The organism is Sphingobacterium puteale, assembly GCF_050986225.1.
In the GTDB taxonomy this organism is placed as follows: domain Bacteria; phylum Bacteroidota; class Bacteroidia; order Sphingobacteriales; family Sphingobacteriaceae; genus Sphingobacterium; species Sphingobacterium puteale.
Genome location: NZ_CP158959.1, coordinates 4,608,018 through 4,631,381 on the forward strand (window position 1 = coordinate 4,608,018; position 23,364 = coordinate 4,631,381).

The 23,364-nt window shown below is 38.1% G+C and carries 21 protein-coding genes; 19 read left to right on the forward strand and 2 right to left on the reverse strand.

Features of this window, described 5'->3' with window-relative positions:
* Positions 1–54: 54 nt before the first annotated feature.
* The 4 genes from ABTV71_RS19625 (at position 55) to ABTV71_RS19640 (ending at position 2,460) form a co-directional block, all read left to right on the forward strand.
* Positions 55–186, forward strand: coding sequence for a hypothetical protein (locus ABTV71_RS19625; protein ID WP_262707634.1), 132 nt, complete (start codon positions 55–57; stop codon positions 184–186).
* A 197-nt stretch (positions 187–383) separates the two neighbouring features.
* The gene (locus ABTV71_RS19630) at positions 384–917 is read left to right on the forward strand and encodes a GNAT family N-acetyltransferase (RefSeq protein ID WP_121123837.1); all 534 of its coding nucleotides are present in this window, start codon (positions 384–386) and stop codon (positions 915–917) included.
* Positions 918–1,170: 253 nt separating this feature from the next.
* The gene (locus ABTV71_RS19635; RefSeq protein ID WP_433900776.1) at positions 1,171–1,701 is read left to right on the forward strand and encodes an NADPH-dependent FMN reductase; all 531 of its coding nucleotides are present in this window, start codon (positions 1,171–1,173) and stop codon (positions 1,699–1,701) included.
* A gap of 15 nt (positions 1,702–1,716) precedes the next feature.
* Positions 1,717–2,460: a hypothetical protein gene (locus tag ABTV71_RS19640; protein WP_433900777.1), complete on the forward strand. Its 744-nt coding sequence runs from the start codon at positions 1,717–1,719 to the stop codon at positions 2,458–2,460.
* Positions 2,461–2,504: 44 nt separating this feature from the next.
* Here the strand turns inward: ABTV71_RS19640 and ABTV71_RS19645 are convergent, their stop codons facing one another.
* Positions 2,505–2,840: a winged helix-turn-helix transcriptional regulator gene (locus ABTV71_RS19645; protein ID WP_433900778.1), complete on the reverse strand. Its 336-nt coding sequence runs from the start codon at positions 2,838–2,840 to the stop codon at positions 2,505–2,507.
* Positions 2,841–2,951: 111 nt separating this feature from the next.
* Here ABTV71_RS19645 and ABTV71_RS19650 point away from each other — a divergent pair, with 111 nt between their 5' ends.
* From ABTV71_RS19650 to ABTV71_RS19705, 12 genes are all read left to right on the forward strand, one after another.
* Complete coding sequence (locus ABTV71_RS19650) at positions 2,952–4,016, forward strand: NADH:flavin oxidoreductase (protein WP_121123843.1); 1,065 nt, start codon at positions 2,952–2,954, stop codon at positions 4,014–4,016.
* Between the two features lie 231 nt (positions 4,017–4,247).
* A complete protein-coding gene (locus ABTV71_RS19655) occupies positions 4,248–4,910 on the forward strand; it encodes an alpha/beta hydrolase (protein WP_433900779.1) in 663 nt (220 codons plus the stop codon).
* A 275-nt stretch (positions 4,911–5,185) separates the two neighbouring features.
* On the forward strand, positions 5,186–5,773 hold the full coding sequence (locus tag ABTV71_RS19660; RefSeq protein WP_121123847.1) for an RNA polymerase sigma factor: 588 nt from the start codon (positions 5,186–5,188) through the stop codon (positions 5,771–5,773).
* A 98-nt stretch (positions 5,774–5,871) separates the two neighbouring features.
* Positions 5,872–7,014 carry a FecR family protein gene (locus ABTV71_RS19665; RefSeq protein WP_433900780.1) on the forward strand — a complete coding sequence of 381 codons (1,143 nt, stop codon included), beginning with the start codon at positions 5,872–5,874 and terminating at the stop codon, positions 7,012–7,014.
* 255 nt (positions 7,015–7,269) lie between these two features.
* Positions 7,270–10,788: a SusC/RagA family TonB-linked outer membrane protein gene (locus ABTV71_RS19670; RefSeq protein WP_433900781.1), complete on the forward strand. Its 3,519-nt coding sequence runs from the start codon at positions 7,270–7,272 to the stop codon at positions 10,786–10,788.
* 17 nt (positions 10,789–10,805) lie between these two features.
* Positions 10,806–12,356, forward strand: a complete 1,551-nt coding sequence (locus tag ABTV71_RS19675; RefSeq protein WP_433900782.1) for a RagB/SusD family nutrient uptake outer membrane protein — start codon at positions 10,806–10,808, stop codon at positions 12,354–12,356.
* An 80-nt stretch (positions 12,357–12,436) separates the two neighbouring features.
* Positions 12,437–13,549: a TlpA family protein disulfide reductase gene (locus tag ABTV71_RS19680; protein ID WP_433900783.1), complete on the forward strand. Its 1,113-nt coding sequence runs from the start codon at positions 12,437–12,439 to the stop codon at positions 13,547–13,549.
* 389 nt (positions 13,550–13,938) lie between these two features.
* A complete protein-coding gene (locus ABTV71_RS19685) occupies positions 13,939–14,994 on the forward strand; it encodes an L-dopachrome tautomerase-related protein (protein WP_433900784.1) in 1,056 nt (351 codons plus the stop codon).
* 25 nt (positions 14,995–15,019) lie between these two features.
* Positions 15,020–16,027: an alpha/beta fold hydrolase gene (locus ABTV71_RS19690; protein ID WP_433900785.1), complete on the forward strand. Its 1,008-nt coding sequence runs from the start codon at positions 15,020–15,022 to the stop codon at positions 16,025–16,027.
* A gap of 345 nt (positions 16,028–16,372) precedes the next feature.
* Positions 16,373–16,687 (forward strand): hypothetical protein, encoded by a 315-nt coding sequence (locus tag ABTV71_RS19695; protein WP_121123860.1) that lies wholly within the window; start codon positions 16,373–16,375, stop codon positions 16,685–16,687.
* 50 nt (positions 16,688–16,737) lie between these two features.
* On the forward strand, positions 16,738–17,058 hold the full coding sequence (locus tag ABTV71_RS19700) for a hypothetical protein (RefSeq protein WP_433900786.1): 321 nt from the start codon (positions 16,738–16,740) through the stop codon (positions 17,056–17,058).
* An 11-nt stretch (positions 17,059–17,069) separates the two neighbouring features.
* Positions 17,070–17,402, forward strand: coding sequence for a hypothetical protein (locus ABTV71_RS19705; protein WP_121123864.1), 333 nt, complete (start codon positions 17,070–17,072; stop codon positions 17,400–17,402).
* 12 nt (positions 17,403–17,414) lie between these two features.
* On the opposite strand, the gene ABTV71_RS19710 is transcribed toward ABTV71_RS19705, so the two are convergent.
* A complete protein-coding gene (locus tag ABTV71_RS19710) occupies positions 17,415–18,164 on the reverse strand; it encodes a DUF72 domain-containing protein (RefSeq protein WP_433900787.1) in 750 nt (249 codons plus the stop codon).
* Positions 18,165–18,365: 201 nt separating this feature from the next.
* On the opposite strand from ABTV71_RS19710, the gene ABTV71_RS19715 reads away from it, so the two are divergent.
* From ABTV71_RS19715 to ABTV71_RS19725, 3 genes are read left to right on the forward strand one after another with little or no spacing between them, the layout of a single operon-like run.
* A complete protein-coding gene (locus tag ABTV71_RS19715) occupies positions 18,366–18,896 on the forward strand; it encodes a sigma-70 family RNA polymerase sigma factor (protein WP_433900788.1) in 531 nt (176 codons plus the stop codon).
* A 44-nt stretch (positions 18,897–18,940) separates the two neighbouring features.
* The gene (locus ABTV71_RS19720; protein ID WP_433900789.1) at positions 18,941–19,975 is read left to right on the forward strand and encodes a FecR family protein; all 1,035 of its coding nucleotides are present in this window, start codon (positions 18,941–18,943) and stop codon (positions 19,973–19,975) included.
* A gap of 23 nt (positions 19,976–19,998) precedes the next feature.
* Complete coding sequence (locus tag ABTV71_RS19725; RefSeq protein WP_433900790.1) at positions 19,999–23,355, forward strand: SusC/RagA family TonB-linked outer membrane protein; 3,357 nt, start codon at positions 19,999–20,001, stop codon at positions 23,353–23,355.
* Positions 23,356–23,364 lie beyond the last annotated feature (9 nt).

Sequence of the window (23,364 nt, forward strand, 5' to 3'; positions counted from 1 at the left end):
TCTGAGAAATTCGTTCAGATGATTTTTGTTATCTTCGACCATTAAATACTATAAATGGACAATCACATCATTGATAAGGTCGCATCAATTCACATTGCCAATAAGAAGATCTTAAGTAGGCAGTCAAAGATCAAGACAAACTTTATTTCCCATGTGGAAAAAGAGAACATGGTAAAACTGATTTAATATGTCCAGGAGAAAAATCCGTGAGGAGTTAAATGTAGATATCATCGCGCATAGTATAGCTAAACTAAAACACGACCTCAATTGTTCTTTTATTTAATTTGTAATGTTGTGAGTAACCAGAAAATACCATTTAATTCTTTTTCAAATACAAAATCTTCTTAATCTATTATTTACAACCGTTTTATAATATCAAAAGGATGAACAACTTTCCAAGAATAGAAACTGAAAGACTTATTCTCGACAAAATAACAATGGAAGATATTCCACAGATTGTATTATATCTCCAGGATAAAGTATTTTCCGATTATACGTCGAATATCCCATACCCGTACCGGAAGGAAGATGCTGAGTTTTGGCTGAAACTATCAGCCGAAAGCTTTCAAAACCGTAAAGGAATCACCTTTGCAATTCGAGAAAAAAAAGGAAAATTGCTCGGTGCCATAGGGCTTCACGATGAAGGCTCGGATAAAGCCGAATTAGGTTACTGGATAGGCATTCCAAACTGGAATAAAGGCTATGTCACTGAAGCTGCGAAAGCTGTAATTGACTACGGGTTCAGCGAACTGAATTTCAACAAAATATTTGCGACTTATTTCCCTCATAACCCAGCTTCAGGAAAAGTTCTAGGCAAGATAGGAATGAAAAAAGAGGCGGTATTAAAACAACACTTAAAAAAAGATGGTAAATATTATGATATCCCAATGTATTCAATTTTTAAAGAAGACAGATAAGATTAACGTGCCAGAAAAACAACATTCTAATTTCCATACGCTATCAGCAATAATCATAATTTTGCTTCATTCCCGCTGTAGAATAAGCTATTCAAGAGGATAAAATAGACCTATGACGCTAGTCCATTTTTTAAAAGGGACATCGACCTTTGTTGGATTGTCGAATACACTATGAGCGAATAATGAAATAACGAATTATCTTATTGAAAAATTCGGTAAATTTAGACTATAGACAACCATAATAAAATATAACATGAAAATATTTGCCTTTGCTGGAAGCAATTCCTCTACGTCGATCAATAAACAATTGGTCAAGTTTGTTCTGAAAAGTTTTGTTAACCATGAAATCAACCTAATTGATCTAAACGATTATAACATGCCTGTTTTTTCTGTCGATTTGGAAAAAAATGGTTTTCCGGAAGAAGCACATCATTTTTTGGATAATATCACCAAAAGCGATATTATTATCTGTTCGTTGGCGGAAAACAACCGTTCCTATAGCGCTGCTTTTAAGAATGTTTTTGACTGGGCTTCCCGAATAAATGTCAAGGTGTTTCAAGACAAACCCATGTTACTAATGACCACCTCCCCTGGTGGTTATGGCGGTGGAAATGTGATGTCCGAGGCACAAAAATTCTTTCCACAATTTGGTGCTATCATCAAAGAAACCTTTTCCCTGCCAAAATTCTATGAGAATTTTGATCCGAACAATGGTGTCATTAACCCAGAATTCTTAACGGCACTTAACCTAAAAATAGAAAATTTTAAGAAACAACTCGTGTAGCAAAATTTCTATTATATGTTAAGATTGCCCCATAGGATTTGTCTCCTTGCCTTATCTATAGCACCATTTTTTCTAAGTGCACAAACCAAGGAAGCTGGTCTTCTTCTTCCTACTGTAGACACTTTACGTTATACGAGCAATTATTGTTGCATTCTATCCCCCAAAAACGGATTTAAACTATACGATACGCCAAATGGAAAAGTAATCGGAAAATTAAAGATGGAAATCAGGGAAGATGACAATCAATCACCATATTTCATTTATTTCGCAACAGCCGATGACAAAAAGAAGCTTACGACGGAAAATTTCAAATTAATCGGCAATGAAGTTTACGCTATTCCATTTTATGAAAAGCTGGACGGTTTCATTCGTGTTCTAACAAAAATGGGAAATTATTGGATTTCGGTTAAAGAGCTAAACAATATGAGCTTTTCAGCGAAGCCATGGATTAATTTTCTATTGGAAGAAAATGAAAAAGTACTTGGTTATTATGCCAAATCCCCCGGACTTCGAATCAGAAAAGAACCCAATACCTCAAGCGATATTATTGAAGCCATTCGAGGGGATCTATTTGAAATCAAACTATCCAATCAAATAAAGGGGCAATGGTGTAAGGTCAGGGTGACAAAATATAGAGAACATCCTTGTGAAACCGACCTTGATGACAAAGACAATATTGAACGCATCATCCAAGGTTGGCTAAAAATTATCGATGATGAAGGTAATTCAAACCTCTGGTATTATGCTAAAGGATGTTGATGGCTAAACAAAGCGATTTGATGAGAAATCAAATTGATTTGCTATCACATGGAAATTCCGTCTGCATAATATTCCTCATTCCATTTCGCCAACTGGCACATGATTGGAATAAGTGCCTTCCCTTTTTGAGTCAGCGTGTATTCTACCCGAGGAGGTAACTCTTTAAATTCTTCTCTCAAAATAATGCCATCTTCCTCCAATTCTTTTAACGAGGATGTCAGCACTTTTCGAGAAATATTTTCGATCAATGCATCGAGTTGTCCAAATCGGGCTTTCCGATCTCTTAGCGTGTATATAATAATGGGCTTCCATCTTGTTCCCAAAATTCCCATGGAGCGTTGCATTGCGCATGAACAATTTTTAAAATCAGTTCTTTTCATTGTCAAAACATTTGATAGTTACACAAAGGTAACTACTTTACACTATTAATAGTTACAAAAATACACTATTTAAAATATCTTTGTAAAGAAATTCGTATATGATATAAAAAAATGAGCATACAAACACTTTTCAGTTCATTCCAATACAAAAATCTTGTATTAAAAAACCGTTTCGTCATGGCCCCCATGACACGAGCATTTTCTGTTGATGGAATCCCTGGAGATGCCGTTACAGGTTACTATGAACGACGGGCAGCCGGAGACGTTGGTTTGATTCTAACCGAGGGAACCGTCATCGAGCGGCCCGCATCAAAAAACTTAAAGGACATTCCAAATTTCCATGGCGACCAAGCATTAAAGGGCTGGAAAAACATTGTCGAGGCTGTCCACGCAAAAGGAGGTAAAATAGCTCCTCAACTATGGCATGTAGGGTATACACCGATGCAGTGGACGCCGCCGGCAGCTTTTGAAAGTCCCGACACAATGACTTTGGCCGATATAGAAAATACTATTCAAGCGTATGCTGATGCAGCAAAATCTGCGAAAGAGCTAGGTTTCGATGCTTTTGAAATACATGCTGCTCATGGTTACTTGATTGATCAATTCTTTTGGGAGGAGATGAACCACAGATCAGATGAATTCGGTGGGAAAACGATAAAAGAGCGTTCCAGATTTGCTGTCGAAGTAGTAAAAGCAATGCGAAAAGCTGTTGGACCCGATTTTGTAATTATCATCAGACTATCACAATGGAAACAGCAAGATTACGCTGCGAAATTAGCCCCTACCCCAAAGCTGATGGAAGACTGGATCTTACCATTAGTCGACGCGGGCATAGATATTTTCCATGGAAGTCAACGACGCTATTGGGAGCCAGAATTTGAGGGTAGTGATTTAAATTTCGCCGGATGGCTAAAAAAAGTCTCCGGTCAACCGACAATAACGGTGGGTTCAGTAGGACTTGATAAAGATTTTGGCGAGGTATTTACAAATTCAGAATTTAAGTCATCTCCAGCTTCACTGGATGAATTAGTACGTCGATATGAAAGAGGGGACTTTGATTTGGTCGCAGTAGGTCGTGCGATCTTACAAGATCCAAATTGGGTAAAGAAAGTTCAAGCAGAACAATTCGAAGACTTATCTGTCTTTGAGGCCAAAAGCTTAGCAACTTTGTCTTAGCCAGATCAATGATCTAAGTATGCTAGTAATTGTTATTAACGGTTATATGATAAAAATCCGTAAAAGAAGAGCATTCACTTTTATGGATAAAACAAGATATCCATTCCTGTTTGGGTATCTTGTTTTTTCAAAATAAATCATGTGAACTTCCCCTTGCCCAATATTTTTCTGATTTTGGATATCGACACATTATTAATAAATTGTAGTCAAAATACATTTAAGCCTTTCATCATGTCCGATACCCATATTTATATACTTAGTGGATTAGGTGTTGACCGAAGAGTATTCTATAAAATAAATTTTAAGGGCTTAAATGTGACATACCTCGATTGGATCGCCCCGATTCCAACAGAATCAATTTCATGCTATGCACGACGATTATCCGCTAAAATTACGACAGAAAGCCCCGTTCTTATTGGATTATCTTTCGGAGGAATGGTTGCTATGGAAATCGCTACAATTATTGATGTAAAACAAGTTATTTTACTCGCATCTGCAAAAGAAGATAACGAACTACCTAAACTTTTTAAGCTTATTGGAACACTTAGACTCCATAAATTTATTCCTACTTCAGTTCTAAAATCACATCATATTTTATCAAATTATTTCTTTGGTATAAGCTTAAAAGAAGATAAAATGATGCTTAAACAAATACTACAAGAGACCGATGCTAAATTTCTGTCTTGGGCGATCAGCCAAATCGTAAATTGGAAAAACAAGACTATCCCCAACAACTTGATCCATATCCATGGCAGCAAAGACCGCATTATCCCCATTAGAAATGTACTCCCCACTTTTATCATTCAAAGAGCTGGTCATTTTATGACAATCACTCATGCAAAAGAAATTGAAACACTCATACAGAAGATATTACTAAAAGATCTAAAGCACTAATAGCTATATCTAATCAGTGACGATCTATCAGCTGAACAACTGCGATAAGGAAGTTTAATGACTAACTTTGGATAAATATTAGAAACAAAAACAGGTTAATTTTCCTCCATTTGATGGTAGCTTATATTTTCAGGTTATCTTTCAACGAATGAAAATTATCAGCACCAATTATTTTAATATCAGGGGAAAAAATTATATATCCCCTTCTATCATCCAAAATCTTTTCTTATCCTTTCATTTATGTCCAAAATTCATTTAATTTGTTTTACCAGCACATGGAAGACATATCAGACGAATCCAAATTATTCTCAGCTTTTCTAAGAAAAGATGAAAAAGCTTTTGAATTCCTATTTCATAGGTTTTATTCGCCCTTATGCCTATATGCGATCAAGTTCGATATAGAAAAAGAAAGTGCGGAGGAGCTTGTCCAGGATGTTCTTTTAAAAATTTGGTCAACAGACTTTCATTTTGATTCTTACGACAAGCTAAAGTCATTTCTTTATCTGAGCACAAAAAATGCAGCTATCAATTACCTGGACAAGCGAAAAAGACGCTTGACTAATTATGATAATTATGCCAATCAAATAAACAACATTGTTGAAGACGATAGCAGGTGGATCATTTATGCAGAAACATTACAGCTCATCAAAAATGCTTTGGAAAAACTGCCTACTCAATGTGCTGCCGTTATGAAATTGAATATTTTGGATGGGCTTGACACTAAAGAAATTGCACAAAAATTAAATATAACAAGCAGCACTGTTTACTCGCAGAAAACAAAAGGTTTGGCTTTGCTAAAACAGCTGTTAGACAATGGCGATTATCTTCTGGTACTATTATTAATAGATACTTTTAAAAAATAAAAACACTAACAATCAATCAATTATAAATAAAACAAAAAAACAAATAGCAATTCTAGCTTCGAATTCTGTTATAATCATAAATACTAACCAAAGAATTTATGGAGCTGAGCCCCTTCGAAGTAAGTGAATTGATATCTGCAAAAAAGCTTGGAATCTTATCTGATGAAGGTGAGACAAAACTGGATCATTGGCGGTCCTCCTCAGCACAGCATGAAGAATTATTTCAAAGCTTGGTTTCAAATAATACCTACGAACAAGATGTCGATTGGGCTTTTTCTTTACCAGTTCATGAGGTTATTGAAAAAGCAAAAAATAAGATCACATTTGAAAGACCTAACCGCTTTCATCTTATTATTAAAAAATATGGGGTCGCAATTGCTGCCTGTGCAATTGGCACGCTCTTTATCTTCCTTTGGTATCTTCAATTCAATCATACCTCGCTGCGTATTGTTCCGGGCAGTTTTCGCGCTTCCATTCAACTTGAAGACGGTAAATCAATACAACTACCCGTCGAAAAAAAATATTTCAATATTTCCGAAGACTTAAAAAAAATCACGTCAAATAATCCTTTAAAACAGGAAAAAAAACTAATTATAAGTACTCCAAAAGGAGGTCAATATCATATATTGCTTCCTGATGGCAGTGCAGTTAGGTTAAACGCGGCTTCTACGTTGATATTTCCGGAGGAATTTGATCCTAAACAAAGGACGGTAAAACTTACTGGTGAGGCTTTTTTTGAAATCAGCAAAATTAAAAATAGAGATGGTACTGCTGTTCCATTTTTCGTACAATGTAATGAGCAGGAAATCCAGGTGCTGGGCACGAAATTTAATGTGAGCAGCTATAGTGAAGACAAATCCACGATCACAACGCTAATGGAGGGATCCGTAAAAATCAATTATAATAGTACGATCAAAAAAGAAGCTATCATTTTAAAACCAAATGAACAGGCTATATCGACACTTGGTCAAAATACTTACAAACGCGAAGTAGATAATCAATCCGATATTGCCTGGACCAAAGACCAGTTTGAGTTTGTCGCGGAGCCCTTGGAAAGCGTCATGGCTAAACTTGCACGGTGGTATGATTTCGATTTTGAATTTATAGATCAAAAACTAAAGAAAGTAAAAATTGAAGGAATTATTCCACGTTATGCCAGTGCTGAAGATTTATTTAAATTATTATCAAAAGCCAGTAATGCCAATTTTATTGTAGAAAAATCAAAAGTTAAAATAAACTAACACTATTAATCTAATATTACTAAAAGAAAGGAGAACACACCCGTAAATTTATGTCAAATCGATTAAGGAGACGCGCCAACGCCCCCTTAATTAAAGTTAAAGGATCGTAAACTACCATTATTTAAAATCAATTAACCGTAACAAATGTATCATTTTTTTACCAAAAAAGATGTTGGAGGCTTCTTTTGTCTAGTCCCAACAGATGAACAAAGTACAGGTGAAAAATCTGTATCGCGTATATTTACCAATGCGCTTATGAAAATATCTTTATCATCACTATTACTTTTAGGGATGATGGGGGTCCAGGCCAGTACCATGGCACAACGAGTCAATATCAATAAAAAAAATGTTAGTCTGCGAAAGATACTGCAAGAAATTAACATTCAGACGGGTTACCATTATCTATGGGCAGCACCAAATATTGATCCATTGACCTGTACCTCTGTCTCATTTAACAATCTCCCTTTACAAGAGGCCTTAAAAATCCTTGAAAAGAATACGCCTATCTTTTTTGAACTGGAGAAAGATATGATCATGGTGAAACCCCGTCAGCCTGAAATTGGCAGTATTCAATTAAAAGAAACGATTCTACTACTTAACCTTAAAAACCAGTCCAAAATAAGGGGAAAAGTTGTTGACGAAAATGGCAATGTACTTGTTGGGGCCAACGTCATGGTACAAGGAAGAAAAAAAGGTACCGTCACCGACGGTAATGGAGAATTCACTTTAGATAATTCTTCCATAGGAACAAATATCATCATATCTTATATGGGATATGAAAGCATTACCATCCCAGTCACAAACAATCTCGGAGTTATCACATTGGCATTAAAAACAGGGACCTTAAATGAGGCGACAGTAGAAGTCAATACGGGATATCAAAAACTCCCCAAAGATCGTGTCACTGGATCTTTCAGTTATGTTAGTGGTGAAAAACTGGAAAAAAAACTAGCTACGGATCTCAAAAGTGCTCTTGAAGGGCAGACAACGGGATTAACTATAGATAAGGCCGGCAAAATAGAAATTAGAGGCGTCTCGACCTTTAATGCACAAAAAACACCTTTGATTGTCATTGACGGTTATCCCGTCGAAACAACAATAGATGATATCAATCCAATGAATATAGCGAGCATAACCGTACTAAAAGATGGTGTGGCCGCATCAATCTATGGCTCTAGGGCAGCTAATGGGGTCATTGTTGTTACTACAAAGTCCGGACAAAACAGTGAACCTAAAATAAGCTACTCAGGCTTTGTAAATATTATTCAGAAACCACAGTTAAAGTATCTGAATAAAGCGACAACATCAGACTATATTGACGCAGAGATAGATCTTTTCAACCTTAATCCAAATGGCCCCTCAACGATGGATCCATATAATATGAGTCGGGTAACCTATCTATTGATGCAAGAGCGTGAAGGAAAGATTAGCCACCAAGATGCAATGGCCGAGATCGATGGACTTCGTAGTATCAATGCTTTAAATCAAATTCAAGATCTGTTTTTCAGAAATAAAGTAACCCATCAGCATAACATCAATATCGCCGGCGGATCGCCTAAAAGCAGTTATAATTTTTCCGTCAACTATCAACAGACCAAGGATAATCTCATTAACAATGATTCAAAACGATTAATTACCGATTTTAAAAACGAATGGCAGCTTTTCCCATTCCTAACCGCTGGAGCCGCCGCCAATTTCACGTATAATAAAGGCAATAGTACTTCATTTACATATTCTACCATTTACGGTCCAGAATTGGTAGGTGACAATTATCAGTCTTTAGCTGGTTTTTCAGGAGGATCAATGATTATGCCGTATACCAATCTATTGGATGACAATGGCAATCCAGCAGCAATATGGGGTATCAGTCAATATAAGGTAAATACCTACAAAAACACTCCCGGCATGAAGTCCTGGGATTATGTTCCTTTAGAAGACATGGGGAAAATGCCCAGTTACAGCAATAGCTATAATTTTAGGATGAGCGGATTTCTAAGAGCCAATATCGTTGAAGGACTTACAGCAGAAGTCGGAGGTAACTGGGTCAAAGGAACGGCTAATGTTAAAAATATCCAACGAGCAGACTCCTATAATGCTCGTATCGCCTATAACGATGGCACCTCCAAATCAAATCCCGCTAATCACTATATTCCTGACGGAAGCATCTTGGACGAATTCAAAAATATCAATGAAACCTGGACGCTTCGAACACAGCTCAATTATAGCAAAAACTTCTCCGATAACAAACATCTGTTACACGCCTTGGTCGGAAACGAAATCAGAAAAATCACCTCCGACAACAATAGATTGGCCACCCGAGCTGGCTATAATGAAAATGCAGGTTCATTTATCCCTGTCAACATCAAAGATTTTACTGCTGGCATTTACAACGCAGATATGCTCTTCCCTAACGGAAGTGTATCGCTGACCGATGGTTTACTAACTTATGGAGACAATCGCTTTGTATCCTGGTATGCCAATGGATCATACGAATATGACAATAGATTTATCCTAAGCGGAAGTATGCGGCTGGACCTCACCAATTTCTTTGGTACAGATAAGAAATACCGCTACAAACCAATGTGGTCGCTCGGAGGAACTTATAAATTAAGTAATGAGAAATGGTGGGATAAAGCTGTTTTCAGTAAACTTAATATCAGAGGTTCTTATGGTATCAATGGAAATATTTCCCTGAGAAATGGTCCGTTTTTGATTTTGAGTGTAGGCAACTACAGTCCTACAACGGGTGGAGTTTCCTATGGAATCTCCTCGCCTCCCAATAAGCAATTGCGTTGGGAAAAAACGAAGATTGCCAATGTAGGAATAGACTTTGGTTTATTAAACAATGCGATAGAAGGTAGCTTTGATTATTACAACAAGAACAGTTCTGATCTCTTGGCTGCGGACGCCGCGGATCCGACATTAGGTTTTAGCTCGCTAACAAAAAATGTAGGGAAAATGACCAACCACGGATTTGAGCTTGGACTCAATGTCCACGCCATCAAAAACAGTAAATTTAGCTGGGATATTTTGCCCAATATTTCCTTTAACGCAAACAAAGTAAAACACTACAATGTAAACCGTCCGTACACAGGAAGTTACACTACTGCCGGAGGAATCATGGTAGCGGGCTATCCTTCAGACGGTTTGTGGGGGTATCGTTTTGCAGGTCTTAATGAACTTGGTCAAACACAAGTTTATACCAGAGACAATCAGGTTGTATTGGCAAGCAATGCTGAAGTTACCGACTTGGTCTATCAGGGAACTTTTAGGCCGAAATGGGATCTTGCTTTAACAAATCGCTTCAGCTATCAAAATTGGGACCTATCTTTTATGTTTATAGCAAAGCTAGGGCATAAATATAGAAAGGATACGTTTAGTGGATCCAATTATCAAAACCGACACGTAGCCGAAAGATGGCGAAAACCTGGAGACGAAAAAAACACAATATATCCCGTTCTGGAAGAATGGAATATGGATATGTTCTCCTTCCCTTTTGCGGATGTGAATGTAGGTAATGCCAGTTATGCCAAATTAAGGGACATCACGCTTTCCTATAATCTCGAGAAACTAAGCAAAAGAATTGGTCTTACCAACGCAAGGATATTTGTACAGGGCAGAAACCTATTTCGTATCACAGCTAAAGGTGTGGACGTAGATCCCGAAACTACAGAATTCAATGTAAGTGGTGGTACGGGAGCAGGAACAGATCAAGGATTTACTTCACTGCCTCTACCACGCGAGATATTTATTGGTTTACGATTCGGACTCTAACTTAAAAATTAATTGAGATGAAAAAAATAATATACCTATTGCTGGGCCTAGTCTCCATAACGACCTTCTCCTGCAACAAATACCTGGATGTAAAACCCATCGGACAGTTGATTCCTTCAAAAGTTGAAGATCTGGAGAATTTATTGAATAATACAAATACCATTAGCTCATTTTATGCGGACAACAACAGAGGTTGTTTCTATGCTTTTATGGGTGACAATTTAACAATCAGTGAAAATCAGGCTATATATCTATACAAAAGTACACACCCGAATGTAGATCGTTGGGCTGCATTTAAATTTTATTACCCCTATACGAATCCGATAGATCCCCAATACACTTGGGACTGGGCCATCTATCGTGCTGCGGCCATATTCAATATCGCCATTGATGAAGTTTCAAATCTTAAGGGAGAAAATTCAGATCTGGGCAAAATAATTGTTGCACAGGCAAAAGCTGGAAGGGCTTGGTCCTATCTGGTCGGAGGACTGGGGTATGGCCCAATGTACGATCCTGAAGGTAAAAATGATCAAAAGGTACTTCCCTACCGGACAACAGGCTCACCGAACACTCCCAATCCCGATCTCGCCAGCACAAATGAAATTATGGATCTTGCAGAAAAAGATCTGCTTGATGCATTGACCGGCGCTCCAAACACCGTTGGAAACCCAACCCGTGCAAGCAAACCAGCAGTTAATGCCTTGTTAGCACAGCTATACATGTTCAAAAGAGATTGGGCCAAAATGTCCAAATATGCAAATGATGCATGGGCGCAAGCCCTTGCGGCCAAAGGTAATACTGATAATCTTATCTATAATCTAAATAAATTCAGTTATAGACAAGATCCAAATGCATCTCCACCCGCTGGTACCGATGCCGAAGTTGGTCTTGAGCTACTAGGTGAAGATAATTTATTGAAACAGACTTACAACAGGGAACAACTATTTTATCGCCCTACTCCCTACAGTTATGCTCCCTATCCTTCGGAAGAATTTATCAATTTATTTGATAAAAACGCAGATCGGAGATACAAGCTATTTATGCTCAAAACGCTGGGCTACTCGGTGGTTGAAGGTGGTGTAAAACATGATGATGGTGTACGCCTTAAGTATTATCGGGACAACAAAATGATTGCTTCACAGGGAATCACTTATCCCGAGTTGCTATTGATAAAAGCGGAAGCAAATGCAAGGTTAAACCAATTGGGACAAGCGTTAAGCGATCTCAATATGCTGCGCAAATACCGCTATTCAAGTGCAAATACAGATCTTCAAAATGGCGGAGCTTTCAGTCAAGATCAATTACTCGAAGAAATTCTGAAAGAACGCAGACGGGAAATGCAGCTTGGCACCTATCAACGGACATTCGACATCAAGAGATTGGCACTAGATAAAGGAAAACCTTGGTCGAAAACGCAGGTCATCCATACCATAGGTAACAAATCCTACAAAGCGGATGTCATCAGTAAATTTTTCACTTTACAGATCAATAATCCGACCATACTTGCCAATCCAAGCTGGAATTTACAGCCTAATAGCGACCCGTACCTACCTGCTGGATTAAATTAATAACCTATCAAACGTACATTAAAATTTAAACTTTATTGCAATTTATCATGAAATCTAAAAATATTATAATAACAGTGCTTATGGCATTATTTTTCTTCTCATTTAATCCCCTCTTTGCCCAGATCAATCTGAAAATAAAAGGTAAAGTGACTGGCGACACAAAAGGATTTGATAAGATATACATTTTCAAGGGTCAGTTTCAAGATTCCACAGCAATCAGTCCAAATGGCGAATATCAAATAAACATTACATCTGAAGCTCCGGATGTAATGTATTTCTATCTTCAATATGAGAGTAAGGTAAAAGGCTATATCTCTCCGTTTTCGTTATTTATTGAAAAATCAGGAACGTTACAACTTGATTTTGACATTGAGAAAGGCATCTCCTCAGGTCAAATAAATGGACCTACCCGTTCAGTTGCATATTTCGATTATTCCAGCGCCAAGAAGTCTATTCATGAAAGGATCAACAAGGAAGTCACAAGTAAATTCGGTGAAGAAGCACTTAAAGAAGGGACCACTAATTTTGATAAGGCAATGGATTATTTCGAGAAACGTGAGACACAATTAAATGACTCACTATTTGCAAAATATTTTAACCCCAATGGAGCAGATGCACCGTTTATGTTATTAGGAAGGGTCAGCAGTTTATCTCTCGCTCAATTAGAGCATAATTATTCGAAATTATCCGCACCACTCAAAGAAACCAAAGCAGGGAAGCAGTTATATGAAAAAATAACTAGCAAAAAAAGATCCAGTATAGGATCTACGGTAGCGAACTTCGTCCTCCCCGATACCACCGGAAACGATTTTTCGTTCAATAAGCTCAAAGGAAAATATGTACTGATTGACTTCTGGGCTTCTTGGTGCGGTCCATGTCGAATCTCATTTCCTAGGCTCAGATCGGTTTACCAACAGCTAAAGGGTCAGAACTTCGAAATTATCAATATCTCCATTGACGCAAAGCTTGACGACTGGAAGAAAGCGGTCAAAGAAGAAAACAATCCCTGGCCACAACTACACGACAAAACTAATTTATCGAAATCTGCTTTTTTTGTCAGCGGAATTCCTACTGCATATCTAATTGATCCAGACGGAAAAATTGTGTTTAGTAGTGTAGGATCCGACGAAAATGGCGGCGGACCGATGGAGGAAAAACTTGAATCCATATTTGGTATCAAATTAACCAAATAATAGAAAAATGTCATGCCCCACTGTCCAAAATAACGGGGCATGACATTTTCACCAAAAGCTGTCCCCGTTATAGCATTTACGACTTTGCCTATCCCTCGCACCAAACCGATAAGCTCGTCTTCGAAACCTAACGGCTAACGCCTGATCAGGATGAAAAATCCGAATCACTTTCTCACAGCTCTTGCACCACGAATCCATTCTCTCTGAACTAACGGGACTATCCTCCCCTTATATAATAATCTTATAAAACAATAACAGTAAAAAAGAAGTTATAAAATAGAAGATTGGTTTTCACAATTCATTTAGTACGGTCAGATCTCAAATCAATACCAAGTATGTTCAAAAGACTTTTATTTTATTTCCTATTCGCTCATCTATTATGCTCTACAATGCAAGCCCAAGAAAAACTCGCGCTAGATCCGAAACTAGAAGTCGCGGCATCTTTTGGACCCTACCGTCCCATAGGCGTCAGCGCAACTTCAACAAACAGACTATTCGTATCATTTCCTAAGCAGAACAAAGACTATCAATATGCACTCACAGAAATCATTGATGGTAAGCGCATACCCTATCCGAACGAAACATGGAACAAACAAGGGGATGAAGATTCCCATTTTGTAAATGTTCAGGATATCTTTGTCGACGCACAGGACAACTTATGGGTATTAGACTCTAAACCATCAACCTCCGGGTCTATTTTTGGTCCAGATGGTGCAGCTCCTACCGGACAATTCAAACTCCTTAAAATCGACACAAAAAATAATCAAATAGCACGCATCTATACATTTGATGATCTTGACAAAGCGAAATCAGGTTTGAACGATGTACGCATTGACCTCGAAAAAAATCTAGCTTATCTTTCCGATCCTGGTCAGGCCGCAATAATTGTTCTTGATCTTCAATCAGGAAATAGTAGAAAAGTACTGGAAAAAAGCTCCTTCACATTAGCTGATCCACAAGTTGTCATTTCCTATTCCGGCATAGACATGCGCTATAAAGATGGTAAACCCTTCCTCTCTCACGTTAACGGGATAGCGCTAAGTCATGACTTTAATTATTTCTATTTTAAACCAATTAATAAAAAGCACTTATACCGCATCGCTACAAAGTACCTTGCGGATGATAAACTATCCCAATCAGCCCTGCAAGGCAAAGTAGAAGACATGGGAAATGTAGGTGTCACACATGGCTTACTTGCTGATCGGAACGGTAATATTTATCTGACGACCTCAATGGATTACAGTATTAAATACCTGAGTCCAGATGGACAAATTCATTTATTGACACAGGACCCCAGATTGTTATGGCCGGATTCTTTGGGTATAGATGGTAATGGTTATCTTTACTTTTCATGTGCACAGCTATCCAGAGATCCGCAATGGAATAATGGCATAGACCGAGTTGAATTACCCTATCAGGTTTATAAAATAAAGTTGCCAAAGTGATGATGTATACTAAAAAAACACATAAATGAAATCATTGATAAAACAGCTCGCTCTTGTACTGCTCAGTCTCGTCTATTCGTTATCAAATGCGCAGACAGATCGCCCTGTACTGGATATTATGCTCAATAATTATCAATACCCTTATGAAGTACATTACTTAAATTTAAAGAGTCAGGGTGAAGAAATAAAAATGGCCTATATGGATGTCAGCTCGCAACAACCTAATGGTCATACCGTGTTGCTACTCCACGGCAAAAATTTCAACGGAGCATACTGGAAAACAACCATTCAGGCGCTAAATTCGACTGGGTATCGCGTTATAATACCTGATCAGATTGGATTTGGTAAATCTTCAAAACCCACAGCTTATCAGTTTACTTTTCAGCAGCTAGCGCAAAACACAAAATTGCTATTAGACAAGCTGGGGCTTGACAAGGTCGCCTTACTTGGTCACTCCATGGGCGGAATGCTTGCCACGAGGTTTACATTAATGTATCCCGAAACTGTGGAAAAACTTGTTTTAGAAAATCCCATTGGGCTGGAAGACTGGAAACTTGTCGCTCCTTACACTTCCATCGACCAAAATTTTCAAACGGAATTAAAAGCTGGATATGAATCTGCAAAAAAGTACCAAAGCGCATTCTATTACGACAACAAATGGAAGCCGGAATATGATGAATGGGTGTACCTACTTACAGGCTGGACAAAAGCTAAGGATTATTCCATCGTTGCCATGGTAAATGCCAAAACATCAGACATGATCTTTACCCAACCTGTTGTTTATGAATTTCAGCATATAAAAACACCTACTCTGCTCATCATCGGTACGCGAGATAGAACTGCGATCGGTAAAGCCAACGTAAAGGATCCTAAAGTAGCCGCAAAAATGGGACTGTATCAATATTTAGGAAAGGAAACACGACAAAAAATCAAAGGATCAAAACTCGTCGAACTCGACAACGTTGGACACCTGCCCCATATTGAAGCTTTCGACCGATTTTTCACACCCCTTGTTTCATTTCTGAAAAACTGATACCATTATTTCTTCCGTTTAAGTGCTCCTCAAAAGACCCCTTGTATATTATTGTTGAATAATAACAATTATTCCAGCCTCACATTACTTTCCATCCACTTATGCTGGGGTATGTCTACGTTCTACGAAGAATAAGCAGTTGTAAAAACTGCGTTTAGCTCAAAAAAAGAAATTACCCACCAAACCGATAAGCAAAATCCCTTTTATCGTTCATTTTTCATCGATAGAAAAGAAGCCAAAGCGTCCTGGTTTCGACCATCAATATATTTAGCAAAAAAAATAAATAAAATTTTACAAAACTAATATTTTTAGTATATTTGAATATCAATTTTAGACAAGGTCTTTATGGAACAGGCAAAAGAATTTGACAATAAGGAATTACATGTTGGCGATATTGTTCGCTTCCACACCCCCTATCCGGATGAGGATCCCCATACAATCTTTATTGTACTTTGGTCATATTACGATCCTGAAGGTAAATCATCTAGGGCTGAAGTCGTAAAATTTGATCCCGTTCTTAAGCATTATCCTGTGATTCAAAAATGGTTTATTCGGGACTTGGAAAGAGTCCCCGAAGTTAGCCCTGAACTACTCCAACAGATTGCGTTATTTATGAAAAGTAAACTTGGAAACTCGATTATAAGCAAGCTGGTAATTTAAATAAAGTTGATATTCTAAATAAAGTCCGACAAAAAAGGTATAAAAACACGATGGAAAATAAATTCAGAGCAAACAGAGAATTCACATCACGATCGATGTGGTCCGATTGGCGTGAGCAACTTAAAGAAAGTGAAGTAAATGGTTTACTTCAACGACTTGAAGTGATGGATCGGGAGGTACTCGTTGATTGGTTACAATGGCATAACCCAAAAGGCAACTACACTGACCGTAAATGTATGGATAACGGTGTAAAACCTCTTTGCAAATCAAAGGCTGTAGAATATACCTATAGAGAGATCTTGCGCAATCATACAAAAAAGCAGTTTAATAGCATTTCCAATGGTCCAATACAACTTATGTTTAACAATTAATTGCTCAAATTATGGAATCTTTCATCAAACAGATTATCGGTTATCAATTACCAAAAATCATCGCAATGGAGTCGCAACGGAAGGATTGGCGCTATCAGCTGCTTGATTTAAAAGATAAAACACTTTTTGATCGGCTCTCACTTATGAAACGACAAGAGTTGCTCCAATGGCTTCAATGGAATGATTGCAATGGAATTTATACAGACTATGACTGTATCCGAAAAGGCATTCCTTTATTCACTAAGATGCAGGCTCTAGCCACAGTCTATCACCACATAATGCGTGACCATGAAAATTGGGATGGTTATATGGGGAAAGAATATATTCGTGGGAGTATCTTTTGAACAATCCATATATTATAATCTTTTAATATATTCTTCTAATGTTCTGAGATTGGCAATAGCAGCGCCGATGGTATTGTTAAAATAAACATAGACTTCTCTTCCTTCAGCCAACCATCCTTTGATATAACCACTATATACATATAATACGGCATCTTCATAACTTCCCTTATAATCACCTTTTGGTCCATGAAAACGTATATAAATCATATCATTACCGATATATTGTCTGTTTATTCCGCTGCCATCTTTATCGTGTAATACCAAATTCATACCATAAGAATTTAACAGTGCCATTGTTTCCATGCGATACCAGGACTGATGACGAAACTCAATGCATACTTGCCAATCCAAACTCCGTTTATCAGTTGCAATACATCTTAAAAGCTTATCTAAATTGGTCAGCGAGGAAAATTTGGTTGATGGGGGTAATTGTATCAACAAACATCCCTTCTTTTTATCCACAGCACTAATGACATCCAAAAATTTAACAACATCACTATGGTCAAACATTAAATCCTTTTGATGCGTAATTCCCTTCCAAAGCTTAAAAGTAAAACGAAAGTTATCACTCGTTTCCTGAGACCATCGTCCAATAGTTTCCCTGCGGGGGATCTTGTAAAACGTGCTGTTTACCTCCAAAGAATTGAACAACAGACTATATACAGCGAGCCTGCTCCTATCCTTGAAATCTCTAGGGTAATAGCTTTTGTTCCTGTAGGGCAACAGAATTCCGCTTGTGCCTGAAAAATATAGAGCCTTCATAACGTTATAACAATTGAAACTAGAGCAATAGTTCAACCTCCAAATAATATTTTAACATGGTGAGAAATATAAAAATGTTACACTGCAGATTTCTTTAGAAACAAGTCTCATCACACTAACGTTTTGGCCATTAGAAAAACGCTGTCCAAATTTATATTAAATGATTTAGTTTAGCTATATTAGAGATTCCAAGTCTACACTATGGGAATCAATTATTCGCTAAATATCCAAACATTTGAAGGATACTATGATCAATGGAGTCCCAAAGTATACCAATATGCGTTCAATAAAACCAGATCCTCTTATTTAGCCGAAGAGACTGTACAGCGTGTTTTTATTAAGCTTTGGAAAAACTTAAATGAAAAAAATATTGACGCTACTGTAGAATCCCAGATCTTTTGTATTGCAAGAACAACAATTTTGGATCTGATCAAAGAAGAATATAACAGAAAGAAACTTCTTCAGGCAGAAAATGAGCTCATTCAGCGCTATTCCCCACAAGATGATTACTATGCCAAACAGCTTGAAACCACATTACAACATATAATCAATCAATTGCCCGAAAAGCGAAAACAGATCTTTATGTTGAGCCGCTATTCCAATCTATCCCATAAGCAAATCGCAGATAAACTCTCCATTTCATCCAAGACGGTAGAAAACCAAATTGCTCTTGCACTAAAAGCGATCAGAAAAGCATTATTGCTCTCCATACTGATGCTAAATCTTTTTTAATTTTCTTTTGGGGGATACCCTATTTTCAATCGTAATCAATATGTATGAAGATTACGAAAGAACTCGTCGAAAAATATCTCCGCGGAGAAGCAAATACCGAAGAAGTTAAAGCGGTTCAAACTGCACTGGATAATAACCAACTAAATTTGGATGATTGGCTTCCAGTAAGCGAATGGCATAATATAGAAGAACATATAGCTTTTGAACAGCATGACTCAATCAAACAATCCCTGATCAAAAAAATTACGATCAGGGATACAAAACAATGGATCTATACCCTACTGAAGTATGCTGCGATACTTTTACTTGTCGGAACACTAGGCTGGGAATCTTTTCAATATTGGAAGACAACAACAAATATGCCTACGATTACTTCTGTCCAAAAAAAACAAACTCCGAAATTGGAGTCCCCAAGCAACTTCTATTATATTAATTCTGGCAATTCGCCGATGCAGATAGATGTTCCTGACGGATCAAAAATTGAACTTTATCCTAATTCGGAAGTTAAATTTGCAGATAACTTTTCTTCGCTGTCTACCCGTGATATTCATTTAAAAGGAAAGGCAAAGTTTGTTGTTGCCAAAGACAAGTCAAGGCCGTTTAATGTACATACTGCTGGGTTAACAACAACCGCATTAGGTACAATATTCAGCGTCGATGAGCTAAAATCTTCACAAACAAAAGTCAGATTATTTGAAGGGCGTATCCAATTAAAGAGTCTAAAAAATAAAACAGGTTCCCCTCCTCTGCTCCTTGAATTTATACCAAATGAAGAAATAACCATCGATCATGGACAACTTCAAATTATTGCCGAAGAACGGATGAATTCTTCCAAATTCAACAGAAGAGGTTTTTATTCCGAAAAACAAAATACACTAATATTCAAAAATCTAGCCCTTAAAGATCTACTACATATTATAAGTCAAAACTATAATATCAAGCTTGAATTTGATTCCGAAGCTATCAAAGACAAATATTACAGTGGCACCTATGAAGATGATCCGTCCGTGTTCCGAAAAATACTATCAGATATACAAGAACTCCACCACATTATTATAACCATACAGAATAAAATATAATTTACTTATTTAATCCATAAATTATGCACAATTATTTACCTTCCAAACATGGCCTACTAACCATGTTTATGCTAAGAACCAATATCCGTGCTGATGTAAACTGGGGTTTACGTCTTGGACTAATGGGCCTTTTGGCAACCAGTTATCAAATCGTTCATGCACAACAGCAGGCAGCGATCAACGGCGTCATCCGCGACGAAGCGGGTAAGCCCATATACTCCGCAACGGTCACTATCCAAAATGTGACTAACAAATTCAAAAGGGCTACGACCAGCGCTGCAGATGGAACCTTTTCTTTTGATCAGATCCCAGCTGGTCAAGGATACCAAATCACCATTTCCTCCATCGGATTTAAAACCAAGGAACTAACAGATTACAACATCTCTGAAAGAGATAAGCTAGCCATCAATGTTAGTCTGGAATCGGTATCGGAAAATCTACAAGAAGTAGTTGTCACTGCACTAGGTATTAAAAAGGAGAAAAAGGCCCTGGGCTATACGGTTGCGGAGCTAAAAGGAGATGAATTGACACAGGGTAAAGAAACAAATGTCGCCAATGCACTTTCGGGAAAGGTCGCCGGTGTGCAAGTAAGCCGTGCCGCTTCCGGTGCTGGAGGATCTTCAAAAGTCGTTATTCGTGGCAACAACTCACTTGTTGGCAATAGTCAACCGCTTTACGTAGTCGATGGTGTACCGATTGATAATCAAAACATTTCAGCACCAAACCAATCCGGTGGTACAGATTATGGCGACGGTATTGGAAATATTAACCCCGAAGATATAGAGACCATGTCCGTCCTAAAAGGGCCCAATGCCGCAGCGCTATATGGTCAAAGAGGAAGTAACGGTGTCATCCTGATTACAACAAAATCAGGAAAAGCCGGCAAAACACGTTTCAGCTATGGTACCGACTATTCCTTTGGAAACGGTCTGGTACTCCCTGATTTTCAAAATGAATATGGTCAAGGACTTAACGGCACATTTACGCACTTCCGAAAAGACGACGGAACCATCGTTTCCATGAGTGATGCCATAAAAAACGGTTACAGTGGTATCCCAAAAATGAGTGCAGGCCGGGACCGTACAACACGTGCCAGCTGGGGAGCCAAAATGGAGGGGCAAACTTATGAAGATGCCTATGGAAATGTGCTACAGCTAACGCCTAAACCTGATACCTATGCCTCATTTTTCCAAACCGAAAAGCAATTTGTCAATAACTTAAGCGTAGACGGCGGTAATGAAAAAATAAATTACCGTTTTTCTTTTGCCAACACAGATGTGAAGGGATATATCCCGACCAATACTTTAAAAAGGAATAATTTTGGTTTACGCACACAGGCAAAAATTACGGACAAACTTCATATTGATGTAAAAGCAAATTACATCGCTCAGAAAGGAAACAATAGACCAACATTGGCTGATGCAGCCGATAATCCAGCCTATTTATTTATCAGTCAACCACGAAGCCTTGGGAATGATATCATGTCCCAATATAAGTGGACTGCACAGGAGATAAGCAGGCAGCTTGGTTTTTCCGGTTTAACGGAGGGTTTGGAAAAAACTTACGCAACGAATAGTTCCACGGCTAATCCTTTCTGGACAATCCATGAAAATCACAACGAAGATCGCCGCGATCGCATCATTGGATTACTCCGCCTAAGCTATGACTTCGCTCCCTGGCTCAAAGTAGCAGCAACAGGAGGAACCGATTTCTATACCGATCAGCGATTCCGATATAGACCGATCAATACCTATCAGAGCTTAAACAGAAAAGGCGATATCAGAGAAGAAGTTATCCGATCCCGCGAAGATAATTTTGATATCCTTGCCAGCTCTAATTTCACTTTATCGGATAACATTAAGCTCAGCGCTAATATGGGGGCAAGTCATCAAAGTCGATATCTGCGCATGACAGGAAACGCTGGTAATCAGTTTATCGTACCTAATCTTTTTGTCATCAATAATACCACTACGAATACCTATATATTCGATCTTATCGAGTCAAAAATCAATTCGGTATACCTCTCAGGCCAATTTAGCTATAAAGATTATTGGTTTGTCGACTTTTCGGCGCGCAATGACTGGTCTTCTACATTATCCAAAAATAACAATTCATTTTTCTACCCTTCGATAAGTTCCAGTTTTGTGCTATCTGATGCATTCCAATGGCAGTCAGATGCGCTGTCTTTCGCCAAGATCCGAGCTTCTTGGGCACAGGCAGGTAGCTCCGGAAACCCCTACCAATTAACGGGCGCGTATAGTCTGAATCAATATACACACGGTGGTGTACCGATGGCTTCATATACCGAAATTATCCCTGATCCCGACTTAAAGAATGAATTGACCACGTCTATCGAGGCTGGTGCAGATCTCAGGTTTTTAAAAAATAGACTTTCGCTATCCTTTACTTACTATCAGGCAAAAACAAAAAATCAGATTCTAGATGTACCGATAGCACCATCAAGTCTTTACGTAAAAAATCGCATCAATGCCGGAGAAATCAGTAACAGAGGGATCGAATTTGTACTGGGGGCCACTCCCTTCAAAACCGAATCAGGATTTGAATGGAATACAACGTTTAACTTTAATAGAAACCGCAACAAGGTTGAATCGCTTTACCCTGGTGTAGAAAGTTTCCTTTTAGCAACAGATAGAGGAATCAACGTTGTCGCCGAAGTAGGAAAGCCATTTGGTCAGCTTATTGGGACCCAATTTGCATGGATTAAGGATGAAAATGGAAACCGATTAATTGATCCAACGACTGGGCTCCCTTTACGTACTGCAGGAAGAGTGGAAACAGATCTTGGAAATGCGCAGCCAAATTGGATAGGCGGTTTCGGCAACACATTAAAATACAAAGGCTTCAACTTATACGCACTTGTTGATATTCGTCAAGGGGGGGTGATCTTCTCACAGTCCAATCGAGAACAAATAATTTATGGTACGAGCAAAAAAACGTTAGAAGGACGTGAGGGTACCTATGTCGCTGATGGAATGGTTGCACAACAAGATGGCGCAGGCAATTGGATAAGCACCGGAACAAAAAACAGTAAACAGGTGAATGCTCAGGATTATTGGAATATGGTAGCTAGTGACAAAGAAGTCATGGTATCTGAGGAAATGATTAATGATATGAGTTATATTGCAATGCGCGAAATCAGTCTCTCTTATTCATTCCCGAAAAATCTGATGCCACATCGCTTGATCAATTCATTGAAACTGGGCCTATATGGTAGAAACTTATTCTATTTCCAACGAAAAACAGATGGTTTTTCTCCAGAAGCTTCTGCTTTCAATGTAAACAATAGCTCCATAGGTATCGAATCTACTTCCTTACCTATGATGAGAACCTTTGGCATTAACCTTACTGTTGGTCTTTAAAACACTGAA